Raw genomic sequence first — 14,183 nt, 5'->3', positions numbered from 1 at the left:
TTTCTTCTATTTTAGGAACGAATGAGGAGAATATCGAGCATATTTGACAATTGAGTGACGAAGAAGAGATGAAAAAGATCAAAAATAGAACAATAATGATTAAGTCCGACAGGCTGCTAAATTCCATTCATTTCAGATGATGCATACTGATAATTGTAAAGGTTATAATACAATCCCTCCCGGGTAAGCAGTTCCTCATGACTTCCTGATTCCACCAGCCTGCCTTCAGACAATACAAGAATTCTGTCGGCTTTCATGATGGTGCTGATTCTATGGGCGATGACCAGGGAGGTTCTGCCGATGAGCAGATTATCCATGGCTTTCTGGATGAGTTTTTCCGTTTCAGTATCAATATTGGCAGTGGCTTCATCCAGGATCAAAACAACAGGATTATGGGCAACGGCTCTTGCAAAAGACAAGAGTTGCTTCTGTCCACCAGAGAGATTTTTCCCCCGTTCCTGAAGCTCTGTATTATATTTCTTATCCAGAGTGTCTATGAACCGGTCAACCTGTACGGTTTCGGCAGCCTTCATCAGGGTGGCATCATCGATCGGGCTGCCCAGGGTAATGTTTTCTTTTATTGTTCCTGAAAAAAGAAAAACATCCTGCTGTACCGCCTGAATCGACTGTCTGAGATAGGCCAGGCTGTAGTCTTCCAGGGGGGTCTCGTCTAAAAGAATGGTTCCTGAGTCGATATCCCAAAGACGGGTAGCCAGGGAGGCTATCGTTGTCTTTCCTGCCCCTGTATATCCGACAATGGCTACGGTTTCTCCAGGGTGTACAACAAAACTGAGATCTCTGATCACCGGTTCTCCCGGCTTGTAGGAAAAACAAACATTCTTGAATTCGATTTTTCCCTCGATTTTCTCTTCCGGGGTATTTATTCCCTTATCAGAAATCTCGTAACTCTCTTCAAGCAGTGAAAAGACACGCTCTCCTCCGGCCATGGCAGACTGCATGATTGAAAATTTCTCACTCATATCCATAACAGGTCTATAAAATTTCTGTATCAGATCAATAAAAGCAATCAGAATTCCCAATGAGAGGATATGGCGGTTCAGCATGGCGGCTCCCGCATAGATGACAATTGCCAGAGTGACAGAACTGAACAGATCGACCAGTGGTCTAAAGACGGCAAAAATATACATTTCCGACATGGAGGCTTTGAGCAATTCTTCATTATCTTCACCAAATTGATCACGGGTTTCTTTTTCCCGCCCGAAAATCTGGATCACCTCCATCCCCGAGACATGTTCTGACAAAAAACTATTGACTCTGGAAATCCAATGCCTTTGTCTGCGGAATGCGCTGCGGGCCATCTTTCTGAAGATGAAGGATGCCAGCAAAACAGGTGGTATGGTCAATAGAGTGACCAATGCAAGTAGGGGGTTGAGGAAGAAGAGAGTCACAAGAACTCCCGCCATAATGGCGATATCTTTCAGGATGGAGATGGTCACAGATGTAAAGAACTCATTAATGGTTTCCACATCACTGGTTATGCGGGAAACCAGTGACCCGATGGGTGTTTCTCCCAGGTAACTCAATGATTGTTTCATGATATGAGAGAGCATGGTGGACCGGATATCTTTCATAACTCCCTGGCTGGTCCAGGACATTAAAAATATTTGAAGGAATGTGAACACTAGAATAACCAGCAACAGCATAAAATATTGCCAGGCTCTTTTTTTGAGTACCATAACATCCTGAGCTCTGATAGATTTATAATTTTCCTGATCCAGAGACTTCAATATACTATGAGGAACGGCGGTTTTTCCCTTTTCAAGAGAAACGATTTGATTCATTTCCCCCAGGATCTGATCCTTAACACTATCTCCTTGAAATACATACCAGCTCTCGTCGGCCATCATGCCCTGTTCCTGATAAAGAGTTCTTTCTCTGCTGTTGATTCCCCTTAATTCACTTTCCAGGATAAAGACCCTGTTTTCTTTGTCTCTGTAATTGTCATGACCTTCGACTAGTTTCTCTGTCACTTCCAGGTCAGCGCTTATCCAGGTCCAGTGGGCCATGATATTCCTGTCAATGCTCTGCTGCAGGATGACAGGAAGTGCTAATTCGGCAACGGTTGATAAAATGAGTGCTGCAATGGCCAGAATAAACCAATGCCTGTATTTATCCGTAAATTTCATGAGCTTTTTTATGATCCGAGAATCGATGTCCTTTTCGTTTTCTTCAGGTACTTTCATGATTTATCCAATGATTGAAGCTTATATATTTTCTGATACAACCCATCCTGGAGTATCAAATCGTCATGATGCCCCTTTTGAATTATCCTTCCCTTATCCAACACGATAATACTGTCGGCATTCATCAGTGTAGACACTCTATGGGAAATCAAAATATTCGTTAGTCCTTTTCTTTTTTTAAAAAAACGGGAGAGGATAAACTCTTCGGTCTTTGTATCTACCGCCGAGAGGGCATCGTCCAGAATGAGTACCTGAGGATCTGCAATGAGGGCTCTTGCCAGGGCTATCCTCTGTTTCTGTCCCCCCGAGAGGGAAATACCTTTTTCTCCCACCTGTGTCTCCAGACCTTTGGGGAAATTTTTCAGATCTCTATCCAATGTGGTCAATTCAACCACCTCCTGAATCTTATCCAGTGGAGCATCTTTTTTTCCAAGACGGATGTTTTCAATAATACTGGCAGAGAATAGAAATGTTTCTTGAGGTATGAGTGATATGGTCTTTCTCAGTGCTGAAAGTTCAAGGTCATGAATTTCCAGGCCATTATACAGGATACATCCTCTCGGGCTTTCAAGAATCCGGGGCAGCAGATTGATAAGAGTTGATTTACCACTTCCCGTTCTGCCCAATATTCCCAGAGATTCTCCCGCCTTGATATAGAGGGTCAGATCATTAATAATACTTTCATTGCTGTAATGAAAATCGAGATTTTTGATGGAGAGACTCTGGAATGGGCCAACCTGAGTGGGATCAGGTTGGTTGGCAATTTCAGCTGGCTCATCCAGGATGCTATTGATCCTCTTAAGAGAGGCGGCGCCTCGCTGTATGAGGTTGACTGTAAAACCAGCTCCCATCATGGGCCAGGCCAGCATTCCCAGATAGGCCATAACGGCCACAAAATCTCCAGGATTCAGTTCTCCCCAGATCACCATGCGTCCACCGAAGAAAAGGAGCAGGCAGGCTGTCAGACCTGTTAGAAATCCTGCGACGGGCATCATCATTCCCCATATTTTAACAAGAGAAATATTCGCCTGAATATAACGTTTATTATCTTCTTCAAAGTTCCCCAGGGCATAATCTTCCCTGTTAAATGTTTTTATAACCCTGATGCCGCTCATTGATTCCTGAACAGTGGATGTTAAATTTGAAAAACGCTCCTGAACTTCTTTGAATTTTTCCCCCAGAAGGGATCCAGCAAAGAGAACCATGACGGTGATGACCGGCAGAGGAATGATGGTTATCATGGCCAGTCGCGGGTACCGGGAAAACAGAATCCACAGGATGGCCAGGGTCATGAATAATCCATCTACAAAGGCCACCAGAGCCATACCGCTGGCCATCCTGATGGCTCTCATATCGTTTGTCATCCTCGCCATTATGTCTCCCGTCTTATGACGGCCGAAAAAAGAGGAACTCATTTCAAGAAGATGATAAAAAATCTGACCTCTCAGGTTCTTTTCAATTTTTTGGGAGGCTCCATTGATAAAGAATCTCCAGAAAAACCGTCCCAGAGCAATGACAAAAGCCACTGAGGCCAAGGCTAAAACCAGCTTCAGGATGGATTCAGCTGTGGCCTTGTCTTCGGTCATCAAATTTAGACTGAGACGGATGTATTGGGGAATCATGAGTTGGCCGGCATTGGTAATGACCAGACAGAGGAGTCCGAAGAGATACTGGAATCGGTATTTTTTGTAGTAGGGCATAAGAGTTCTGTATTCTTTCAGCATAGGAGCATTATAAAATATTTTAGTCATATGAACCAGCAGATACAGATTTAAAAAAAGGGCATTGCCTTTGCAACGCCCTTTTCACAATAATTACATAACTTTTAAAGAATATGCTTTAAAAACTGCTTTGTACGCTCTTCTTTAGGATGATCAAATAGATCAGAAGGTGTGCCTTCTTCGACAATCTGACCTTCATCCATAAAGATAACCCGGTCCGCAGCGGCCCTGGCAAAACCCATTTCATGGGATACAACCATCATGGTCATTCCATTCTTTGCCAGATCGAGCATAACATCCAGAACTTCCTTGACCATTTCTGGATCCAATGCCGATGTGGGTTCATCAAAAAGCATGACCTTGGGATTCATGGCCAGGGCTCTGGCTATGGCAACCCTCTGCTTTTGTCCTCCCGAAAGCTCCCCGGGATAAGACTCGGCCTTTTCTTCCAGTCCCACCTGCTTCAGCAAACGCATGGCATTCTGAAGTGCAGATTCTTTGGGTTCTTTTTTTACCTGCCGGGGAGAAATAGAAATATTTTCAAGTACTGACAAGTGAGGGAAAAGGTTGAAGTCCTGAAAGACCATCCCGACCTCTTCTCTAATGAGTCGGATATCCGAATCGGGATTAGTGACACTGTCACCATCAATGAATATTTCACCCGAAGTCAGAACTTCAAGACGGTTTACACTTCGCAGAAGGGTGCTTTTACCGCTGCCGGAAGGACCGATAATCAGGACAACTTCACCGCTCTTGATCTCCAGGCTGGTTCCGTTCAGAGCCATGACAATACCAAAATCCTTAACGGCATTTCTTATACTGATTCTATTTTCCACGGAGAGCCATCCTTTCTTCCATTATAGCCACAAGTCTGGATAAAAAGAGTGTGAACACCAGATAGACCAGAGCCACCATCGTATAACTTTCAAAATAAAGGAAAGTCGTTGACGCAAACTCACGTCCTCTGCGCAGCAGATCGGATATTGCCAGCACCGAAACCAGGGACGAGTCTTTCAGAAGAGCAATGAACTCGTTTCCAATGGCAGGAAGTATTATTCTCATGGTCTGAGGCAGGATGATCAGCCTGATCGCCTGGCCCCTGGACATTCCCAGTGCTATGGCTGCTTCCATCTGTCCCTTGGGGATAGATAGAATTCCCGCCCTGAAAATCTCTCCCATATAGGCACCGTAACAGACTGCCATGGCTATGACGGCCGCAACCATACCCTGAATATTCAGAAATTTACCCAAAGCAAAATAGATATAGAACAACTGAACCAGGAGGGGGATGCCCCTGATTAATTCGACATAAATTGTAGCAATTCTGTTAAAAACTACATTCCTGGAAATTTGGCCAAGTCCCGTGAGCAGTCCGATGAAGGTGGCACAGATGATGGACATGATTGTTACCTGAAAAGTAACCAGAATCCCGTCTGGAAGGAATTTCAATATCCTCCAGTAAGGATCCGGCTTCAAAACAGGGAGGAGAATGATGATCAGAATCGCCCCGAAAAAAGTAATCTGCCAGGAAGAAAAGAGCCCCTTATTCCCTTTACCGGGTATAAGGGCTCCATCAGTTACTTCAATTTTGTTATGGTTGTTATCAATTATCGAAGCCATTTAGTGATCAGCTCATCTCTTTTACCGGATTCGATGACGGCTTTAAGACCTGCATTCAGTTTATCAAGAACTTCAGAATTCCCTTTTTTGACAGCCACACCGTAAAATTCATCGGTGAAAGGATCACCAACGATTTTCAGTTTGGAATTATAGGTATCATTTCCCAGAACATAGTCAGCCGCAATAGGACTGTCTGCAACGACACCGTCGATATTACCATTGGCCAGATCTTCGATGGCCAGTCCCAGTTCATCGTAGGTTTTCAGTTCGACATTTCCAGCATCAGTTATGGCAATGGCACCGGTTGTTCCAATCTGAGCACCCAGTGATTTCCCTGACATATCAGCAAGAGTTGTGATTCCCTTGGAATCTTTTGCAACGATTAGGACCTGACCTGCGTTGATATAGGGTATTGAAAAATCCATGGCAGCTTTTCTATCTTCAGTAATCGTTACGGAGGAACATACGGCATCGTAGTTGCCATTCGCCAGACCGGCAAAAATTCCATCCCATGCTGTGTTGACGATTTCTATTTCAAAACCACCGGCTTCTGCTGCAGCCTTGAGCATATCTACATCAAAACCGATGATCTCTTTATTTTCATTCAGGAATTCCATGGGAGGCCATGTTGCATCCGAGGCGATGACGATGACATTGCTGACTTCTTTCTGTCCTCCGGCAAATACAGCAGTTGCGCTGAGAATAAGAATCAATGAAAGTAATAATAATTTTTTCATAGGTGAACTCCATTTGATTACAATTTGTTTTTAATATTTATACCAGAAATAAGAGGCGATTTGTAGCTGTTTCGAATAAATTACTCATTATATATCTGTTTTCTCTCTCTTTCCTACAATTTTGTATTAATATCTGTATATTTATGGAATGATCTTCCAGTGTTTCAGAGGATTGACTCTTCTTTAATGCTGGCTTAAAAAGCTTTGGAACCTCCTCCACATTCCACCATAATGACTTGTCAGACATGTTGAACTTAAATATTGAACATGTTAGTGTAGGGGCCTGAAAAGATAAAGCTTATATATTCCGAATAATATGGTTTCGAGAGTTTCTACTGATCCCCGTAAAGGATCAACTATAAGTCAATGGATTCCTCTTGTATTCTACTCTAAAAGAGTGTTAAGACACTGTTTGTTTTTAGATTTGGATAAGCTTTATTCAGTACGGAAATTTATTCAGTGAAACCGGAAGACATGCTTTCGGCTTCAAAAGGAATGCATCACAGTATGAGTGATTTTTCCCGTGTTTTTGTAGAAAAAAAAAGCGGCCGTGACAATGAAGCAGAAGCTCTGAAATCAGATCTTGTTGAAACTCTTGGAATCCGGAGTATCTCAAGAATCAGGATCATCAACATATACGAATTAACAGAGCTTGATGCCCCCCGTCTAGCCAGGATCAGCATTTCGGTATTTTCTGAAATTCCATCGGATATCATCCTTGATGAATTACCCGGGGATGGGCATTCCTTTGGCATAGAATATCTTCCGGGTCAATTTGACCAGCGGGCAGATTCTGCGGCTCAATGTATTCATCTAGTATATCCCGACTGGACGGGTGTTGTCAGAACCAGTCGCCTCATCGTCATTGAAGGGACGCTCAAGGATGATGATCTTCTACACATCAAGAAATACTGCATCAATCCGGTGGAAGCCAGAGAAAAAGATCTCAAGGGACATTCACTCTTTGACCTTGGTTCCCTGGCCTCTGATGTTCCAGTTCTCCAGGATTTTAATACAGCCGCCCCAGAAGGGATTCGCCGTTCTATGGGACTGGCGATGTCGGCAGAAGATGTATTGTACTGTCAGAACTATTTTTCAGAGACTGAAAAACGGTCTCCCACAGAGACCGAGATCCGGGTCCTCGATACCTATTGGTCGGATCACTGCCGTCACACCACCTTTGAAACTGAAATCAAGAAAATCATTCTACCCGAAGACAGATTCCAGATAGTTCTACAAAAGACTCTGGATCATTATATCAGTATCCGCAGTCTCTGCGGGCGTAATGACAGACCACTGACTCTCATGGATATGGCCACCATCTCTGGGAAAAGACAAATAAAAGAAGGCCTTCTGGATGACCTGGATGTCTCTGAGGAGATAAATGCCTGCAGTGTTAGAATCCAGGTGGATGTTGACGGAAAAGACGAACCCTGGCTCCTGATGTTTAAGAATGAGACCCATAATCATCCTACTGAAATTGAACCCTTCGGGGGAGCCTCCACCTGTATTGGCGGAGCCATCAGAGACCCTCTTTCGGGTCGGTCCTATGTGTATCAGGCCATGAGGATCACAGGAGCCTCTGATCCAACAGAAAAAATGGAGAACACAATCCCCGGTAAACTTCCCCAGAAATACATCACCAGAACCGCAGCCCGGGGTTCTAGTTCCTATGGGAATCAGATCGGTCTGGCAACTAGCTTTGTCCGTGAGATCTATGACCCCGGTTACAAAGCAAAGAGAATGGAAGTAGGCGCCGTTGTAGGAGCCGTGCCTGAGTTCATGGTCCGTAGAGAAACACCTGTCCCCGGTGATGTTATCATCCTGATCGGTGGTAAGACAGGACGGGACGGATGCGGAGGAGCCACGGGGTCTTCTAAAGAGCACAGCAGTGAGTCCCTTCAAAGCTGCAGTGCAGAAGTACAGAAAGGAAATGCTCCGGAGGAACGTAAGATTCAGAGGCTTTTCAGGAATCCCGATGTCACCGGTCTCATCAAAAAATGCAATGACTTTGGAGCCGGCGGGGTATCAGTCGCTATTGGAGAGCTCAGCCCGGGGTTATGCATCGACCTGGACAGGATTCCCACAAAATACAAGGGGCTGAGCGGGACCGAACTGGCCATCTCTGAATCCCAGGAAAGAATGGCCGTTGTTGTCAATCCCGCCGACAAGGACCGGATGATTCAATTTGCCGCTGATGAAAATCTGGATGCCAGTTATGTCGCAGATGTAACCGGGAACAATCGCCTGATTCTGAAATGGAGAGGTCAGAGCATTGTTGATCTGGACCGGGGGTTTCTGGATACAAACGGTGTCAGGCAGACCACGGATGTCTCCATCGGGATGATCAACTGGGACGAGAATCCTTTTACAGTGATGAAAACAATAGATAAGGAATCATTCAAACAGTCCCTCTCCAGCTTGAATGTCTGTTCCCAAAAAGGCTTGGTCGAGATGTTTGATGCCTCCATCGGTGCATCAACGGTTCAGATGCCCTACGGTGGAAAATACCAACTGAGCGAGTCGGAATCCTCGATTCACAAATTACCCGTACAGAAGGGCAGAACAACGACCTGCAGCCTTATGGCATACGGTTTTGATCCGGGACTCTCCAGGTGGAGCCCCTATCACGGCAGTATCTATGCTGTGGTGTCCTCTCTGGCGCGACTGGTTGTTTCAGGGGGGCATTGGCGCAAAGCCCGATTGAGTTTTCAGGAATATTTCAAACGGCTGGGAAAAGATCCTGAAAACTGGGGACTTCCTTTTTCGGCATTATTGGGAGCACTTTCTGCTCAGGAAGAGTTGGATATTCCCGCCATCGGCGGTAAAGACAGTATGTCCGGTACTTTCCATGACATACATGTCCCTCCCACCCTGATTTCTTTTGCTGTGACAACATCAAAAATTGATACCATTGTCTCTTCAGAATTCAAAAAAGCCGGTCATACCGTTTATTTACTCCCCCTTGTCCAGGATGAGTATCATCTTCCTGTCTGGGAGAAATTGAAATCAGGATTCGATCTGATCGAAGATTTGAATCGAATGGGAAAGATAAAATCAGCCTCGACAGTGAAAGAAGGCGGAATTGCCGCTCAGATTTTCAGGATGGCTGTAGGAAACGGCATCGGATTTGAGATGTCAGATGAGAGGGTCTTTCTTTTTGACAAAGGGAAAGGGGATATCCTTTTCGAATCTGAGGATCCAGATCTCGCCGTTCTTCATCCTCAGCTAATCGTCCTGGGTCAGACAATCCCCGAAGATGAGCTTCGATTCCAGGATTTTTCAGTATCCCTGGAAGAGGCATTACTCATCTGGGAAAAGCCGCTGAATATGATCTTCACAGACGATCCGGATATCACTGACTCGAATGACTGTACTCTGCCTTTGTACAAGAGAAGGTCTGAATGGAAAAAGCCCCCTCTATCCCTGGCTCCCCGGGTCTTTATCCCTGTATTCCCTGGAACCAACTGTGAGTACGACACGGAACGTTCTTTCCAGAATGCCGGCGCCACCACATTGAGCTCCGTATTCTGTAACAGAAGCCGTTCAGATGTGCTGGTGAGTCTGGAGCAGATGGTCAAGGGAATTAATTCCTCACAGATTCTGATGCTCTCGGGTGGGTTTTCTGCGGGAGATGAACCTGATGGTTCTGGGAAATTTATCGCCAATGTTCTCACAAATCCATTGGTTTCACAGGCCATACAGGATCTGTTGGACCGGGATGGTCTTATCCTGGGCATCTGCAATGGATTTCAGGCACTCATCAAGTCGGGGCTATTGCCTTATGGGGAGGTCAGGACACTGAATTCTGATTCTCCCACATTGGCCAGAAATATGAACAATAGACACATTTCCCGGATGGTCACCACCAGAGTGGTTAGTGAACTTTCTCCCTGGCTTCAGAATATGGAAGCCGGAGATCTCCATCAGATAGCGATCTCTCATGGAGAGGGACGCTTCAGTACTTCTCCATCGGTTCTGGCGGATCTACAAAAGAAGGGGCAAATTGCCTTTCAGTACTGTGATGACCAGGGCCTCAGTAGCTTGAATCCACGCTACAATCCTAACGGATCAGATCTGGCCATTGAAGGCATCAGTTCTCTCTGTGGAAAAATTCTGGGGAAAATGGGTCATACAGAACGTTTTTCCGGGGATAATTTCATGAATATTCCCGGTGAAAAAAATCAGCCACTTTTTGAATCGGCTGTCAGGTATTTCAAATAATTTCGGAAGGAGGAGTAATACGTGAAATGTGCAATTTTTTTCGGCAGCAGGTCTGATCAGGATAAAATGAAAGGCGCTGCCGTCTGTCTCAAGGAATTCGGTATTGAATACGAAGCTCATATTCTGTCTGCCCATAGAGTGCCGGAAAAACTGACAGAAGTAATCAGACGTCTGGAAGAAGAGGGCTGTGAATTTATAATTGCAGGAGCCGGATTATCTGCCCATCTTCCTGGAGTCGTGGCTTCCCAAACCATTCTCCCCGTCATCGGAGTGCCTCTGGATGCTGCTTTCCATGGCATGGATTCTCTTTTTTCTATCGTGCAGATGCCCAAAGCCATCCCCGTGGCTACTGTCGGAATCAATAATTCCTATAACGCCGCCATGCTGGGTGTACAAATCCTGGCAGTAAAATATCCAGAGCTTAAAGAAAAACTGATTCGTTTCAGAAAAGAAATGAAAGAAAAATTTATCGCCGACAACAGCGAAGGGGTTGAATTATGAAAGAGATCCGCAAAGAGAAAATGATGTATGAGGGCAAGGCTAAAAGAGTCTATGCCACAAATGATCCCGCTTATGTCATTGTCAGCTATAAAGACGATGCCACAGCATTTAACGGTGAAAAGAAGGGACAGATTGCGGATAAGGGTATTTTTAATAATGCCATTACAACAGCTCTGTTCAAGATCCTGGAAAAAGAAGGGGTTCCCACTCATTTTGTTGAAAAACTGGATGATCGGGATCAGCTCTGTAAGGCAGTTACCATTATCCCCCTTGAAGTCATAGTCCGTAATGTGATTGCAGGCAGCATGGCAAAAAGACTGGGCATTGAGGAAGGGACGGAGATTCCTAATACCGTTTTTGAAATTTGTTATAAGAATGATGCTTTTGGTGATCCTCTGATCAACGATCATCATGCCGTCGCCATGGGTTTGAGTACGTATGATGAACTTAAACAAATTTATGCCATAACCGCAGATGTAAACCGCATTATGACAGAGTTTTTTGACAAACAGGGCATCCGTCTCATCGACTTCAAAATAGAATTCGGAAAAACAGCTGATGCCACACTTCTTCTTGCAGATGAAATCAGTCCAGATACCTGCCGATTCTGGGACAAGGAAACAAATCAGAAACTGGATAAGGACAGATTCAGACGGGACCTTGGTGATGTACAGCAAGCCTATAGAGAAATACTTTCCAGAGTGGAAAAGGGATAAATCATATGATGCCTTCCGAAGAATTTCCCGGGGATGACAAGCTTCATGAAGAATGCGGAGTCTTTGGTGTTTATTCTCCCAAAGAATATCCTGTTGGCGAGATGACCTATCTTGGACTCCTTGGTCTGCAGCACCGTGGGCAGGAAAGTGCCGGTATCACAATCAGCAGTGGCGGCGTATTGACGACTCGCAAAGGTATGGGTCTTGTGACTGAAGTGTTCAAGAATGATGCCATTATCGAATTAAAAACCGGAAATGCAGCCATCGGTCATGTCCGCTACTCAACAACCGGAAATAGCGATCTGGCAAATGCACAGCCACTGGAAGGTCATTGCAAACTGGGATCCCTGGCAGTCGCCCATAATGGAAATCTGGTAAATTCAGAAATTATAAGATCACTCATGGAAGATGGGGGTGCCATCTTTCAGACGACAAGCGATACCGAGGTCATTCTCAACATGATTGCCCGGGGGGCAGTTAAGGGAATTGAAAAGGCTGTGAGAGAAGCCGCCGGAGCCATAAAAGGCTCTTATGCCATCGTATTGTTTATCGATAACAAACTGATAGGTGTCAGGGATCCTTATGGAATCCGTCCCCTTTGTCTTGGAAAACTGGATGATGCCTGGATTCTATCCTCTGAATCCTGTGCCCTGAATACAGTGGGTGCCGAATTCGTAAGGGATTTGGAACCCGGGGAAATTGTCGTTATTGATGAAAAGGGGGTAACATCCCTGGGATACGACAGCTCATCCAAACTTTCAACCTGTATTTTTGAAGATATCTATTTTGCTCGGCCAGACAGTCAGATTGACGGCATTAATGTCATGCAGGCCAGAAAGAGATGCGGTGCTGAATATTTCAAGGAAAATCCTATTGACGCCGATATGGTTGTCGCCGTGCCCGATTCTGGAATATCCGCGGCCATAGGTTATTCTGAAGCCTCGGGAATCCCCTTCGAGATGGGGTTTATTAAAAACCGTTACATCGGTAGAACCTTTATTTCTCCCTCCCAGGAATTAAGGGAGAAAGCCGTATCCGTAAAATTGAATGTTGTTAAATCGGTTGTAGAAGTAAAAAGGGTGATCCTCATCGATGATTCCATCGTCAGAGGAACCACAAGCCGTCATCTGGTGGCTCTCATGAGAAAAGCAGGAGCCTCGGAAGTTCATCTTGGAATCGTATCCCCGCCCATTAAGTACTCCTGCTATTTTGGTATTGATACTCCCGACACGGAACAATTGATCGCCACAGGCAGGGATGTTGAAGAAATATGCAGGGAAATTGGAGCCGACAGCCTGGGATATATCAGCCTGGACGGTTTGACAAGAGCCTTGAGTACTGAAGAAATGCATTTTTGCAACGGATGTCTCACGGGGACATACCCTTTGACACCCAATAACTGAATTTAAGAAAATATTGAATTAGGAATGGAATGAATGCACACATATAAAGATTCTGGTGTAGATAAAGAAGAAGGGTACAAAGCTGTTGATAAAATCAAATCAAAGGTGACTGAAACTCATAATGAGAATGTTCTTACCGGATTAGGCAGTTTCGCCTCTCTTTATGCCCTGAAGGATTATAAGAATCCCGTTCTGGTTTCAGGGACCGATGGTGTGGGAACAAAGCTTGCCATCGCCTTTACCAAAAAGATTTTCAATACTGTGGGGCAGGATTGCTTTGCCATGTGTGCCAATGATATTTTATGCCAGGGAGCCAAACCACTCTTTTTCCTGGATTATCTGGCCTGTGGAAAATTGGATTCTGATGTCTCCAGCGAAATTGTTATGGGAATGGCCGAAGCCTGTAAGGACGCAGATTGTGCCCTTGTGGGAGGAGAAACCGCAGAAATGCCGGGTTTCTATAAAGACGGCGACTATGATATGGCCGGTTTTTGTGTCGGTGCCGTTGAAAGGGATAGAATCATCAATGGAAAGGACGTGGAGGAGGGTGATATCATCCTCGGACTCGCATCCAGCGGTGTACACAGCAACGGTTTCAGTCTCATACGCTCTCTTGTCACTGATCTGGATGAAGACTTCCAGGGAGAGCCTGTTTACAAAGAACTCTTGAAACCAACCCGTGTTTATGTCAGAAATGTGCTTAAATTGTTAGAATCCCATTTTGAACACATCAGCGGAATGGCTCATATCACGGGAGGAGGTCTTCCTGAAAATCTTCCTCGAACAATTCCCGAGGGACTCTGTGGTAAAATCATGAAAGATTCAGTACCCGTTCTTCCAATATTCGATTGGCTCCGGGGAAAAGGTGTTCCTGATGAAGAAATGTGGGGAACCTTCAATATGGGTGTGGGCTTTATTCTGATTGTCAGAGCAGAACAAAAAGAGCTGATTGTCTCCACCCTTGAGACTCTTGGTGAATCTGTGGCCATACTGGGTCAAATAATAAAATCCGATAAGAAGATATGTTTAATATAGTCGTATTGGTCTCCGGTGGAGG

The 14,183-nt window shown here is 45.0% G+C and carries 10 protein-coding genes and 1 riboswitch; of the genes, 5 read left to right on the top strand and 5 right to left on the bottom strand.

Annotated elements, in window-relative coordinates; genetic code table 11:
* Positions 1-116: 116 nt before the first annotated feature.
* The 5 genes from PF479_RS15515 to PF479_RS15495 form a co-directional block, all read right to left on the bottom strand.
* Positions 117-2,204, bottom strand: a complete 2,088-nt coding sequence (locus PF479_RS15515; RefSeq protein WP_298008228.1) for an ABC transporter ATP-binding protein — start codon at positions 2,202-2,204, stop codon at positions 117-119.
* Positions 2,201-3,955 carry an ABC transporter ATP-binding protein gene (locus tag PF479_RS15510; protein WP_298008226.1) on the bottom strand — a complete coding sequence of 585 codons (1,755 nt, stop codon included), beginning with the start codon at positions 3,953-3,955 and terminating at the stop codon, positions 2,201-2,203. Before PF479_RS15510 ends, PF479_RS15515 begins: the two co-directional genes overlap by 4 nt.
* Before the next feature lie 74 nt (positions 3,956-4,029).
* A complete protein-coding gene (locus PF479_RS15505) occupies positions 4,030-4,710 on the bottom strand; it encodes an amino acid ABC transporter ATP-binding protein (protein WP_298008233.1) in 681 nt (226 codons plus the stop codon).
* A gap of 40 nt (positions 4,711-4,750) precedes the next feature.
* On the bottom strand, positions 4,751-5,545 hold the full coding sequence (locus tag PF479_RS15500) for an amino acid ABC transporter permease (RefSeq protein ID WP_298008224.1): 795 nt from the start codon (positions 5,543-5,545) through the stop codon (positions 4,751-4,753).
* On the bottom strand, positions 5,533-6,282 hold the full coding sequence (locus PF479_RS15495) for a basic amino acid ABC transporter substrate-binding protein (protein ID WP_298008222.1): 750 nt from the start codon (positions 6,280-6,282) through the stop codon (positions 5,533-5,535). The genes PF479_RS15500 and PF479_RS15495 overlap by 13 nt, the downstream gene beginning before the upstream one ends.
* A gap of 278 nt (positions 6,283-6,560) precedes the next feature.
* Positions 6,561-6,661, top strand: a riboswitch (purine riboswitch).
* Between the two features lie 80 nt (positions 6,662-6,741).
* Here PF479_RS15495 and PF479_RS15490 point away from each other — a divergent pair.
* Genes PF479_RS15490 through purM form a run of 5 tightly spaced genes read left to right on the top strand, consistent with a single transcriptional unit; the run spans position 6,742 to position 14,161 of the window.
* Positions 6,742-10,506, top strand: a complete 3,765-nt coding sequence (locus PF479_RS15490) for a phosphoribosylformylglycinamidine synthase (protein WP_298008220.1) — start codon at positions 6,742-6,744, stop codon at positions 10,504-10,506.
* Between the two features lie 21 nt (positions 10,507-10,527).
* Positions 10,528-11,007: a 5-(carboxyamino)imidazole ribonucleotide mutase gene (purE, locus tag PF479_RS15485; protein ID WP_298008218.1), complete on the top strand. Its 480-nt coding sequence runs from the start codon at positions 10,528-10,530 to the stop codon at positions 11,005-11,007.
* Positions 11,004-11,723: a phosphoribosylaminoimidazolesuccinocarboxamide synthase gene (gene purC / locus PF479_RS15480; RefSeq protein WP_367277250.1), complete on the top strand. Its 720-nt coding sequence runs from the start codon at positions 11,004-11,006 to the stop codon at positions 11,721-11,723. Before purE ends, purC begins: the two co-directional genes overlap by 4 nt.
* Positions 11,724-11,728: 5 nt before the next feature.
* Complete coding sequence (purF, locus tag PF479_RS15475) at positions 11,729-13,126, top strand: amidophosphoribosyltransferase (protein ID WP_298008216.1); 1,398 nt, start codon at positions 11,729-11,731, stop codon at positions 13,124-13,126.
* Between the two features lie 33 nt (positions 13,127-13,159).
* Positions 13,160-14,161 carry a phosphoribosylformylglycinamidine cyclo-ligase gene (gene purM / locus PF479_RS15470; protein WP_298008214.1) on the top strand — a complete coding sequence of 334 codons (1,002 nt, stop codon included), beginning with the start codon at positions 13,160-13,162 and terminating at the stop codon, positions 14,159-14,161.
* The last annotated feature ends 22 nt before the right edge of the window (positions 14,162-14,183 follow it).

The organism is Oceanispirochaeta sp. (assembly GCF_027859075.1).
GTDB lineage: Bacteria > Spirochaetota > Spirochaetia > DSM-2461 > DSM-2461 > Oceanispirochaeta.
This window is presented reverse-complemented; position numbering and strand designations above follow the sequence as displayed.

What these genes read in the sequence shown, in the direction of transcription:
- PF479_RS15515 (WP_298008228.1), bottom strand. Translation starts at nt 2,204, where the DNA reads ATGAAAGTACCTGAAGAAAACGAAAAGGACATCGATTCTCGGATCATA.
- PF479_RS15510 (WP_298008226.1), bottom strand. Translation starts at nt 3,955, where the DNA reads ATGACTAAAATATTTTATAATGCTCCTATGCTGAAAGAATACAGAACT.
- PF479_RS15505 (WP_298008233.1), bottom strand. Translation starts at nt 4,710, where the DNA reads ATGGCTCTGAACGGAACCAGCCTGGAGATCAAGAGCGGTGAAGTTGTC.
- PF479_RS15500 (WP_298008224.1), bottom strand. Translation starts at nt 5,545, where the DNA reads ATGGCTTCGATAATTGATAACAACCATAACAAAATTGAAGTAACTGAT.
- PF479_RS15495 (WP_298008222.1), bottom strand. Translation starts at nt 6,282, where the DNA reads ATGAAAAAATTATTATTACTTTCATTGATTCTTATTCTCAGCGCAACT.
- purC (WP_367277250.1), top strand. Translation starts at nt 11,004, where the DNA reads ATGAAAGAGATCCGCAAAGAGAAAATGATGTATGAGGGCAAGGCTAAA.
- purF (WP_298008216.1), top strand. Translation starts at nt 11,729, where the DNA reads ATGATGCCTTCCGAAGAATTTCCCGGGGATGACAAGCTTCATGAAGAA.
- purM (WP_298008214.1), top strand. Translation starts at nt 13,160, where the DNA reads ATGCACACATATAAAGATTCTGGTGTAGATAAAGAAGAAGGGTACAAA.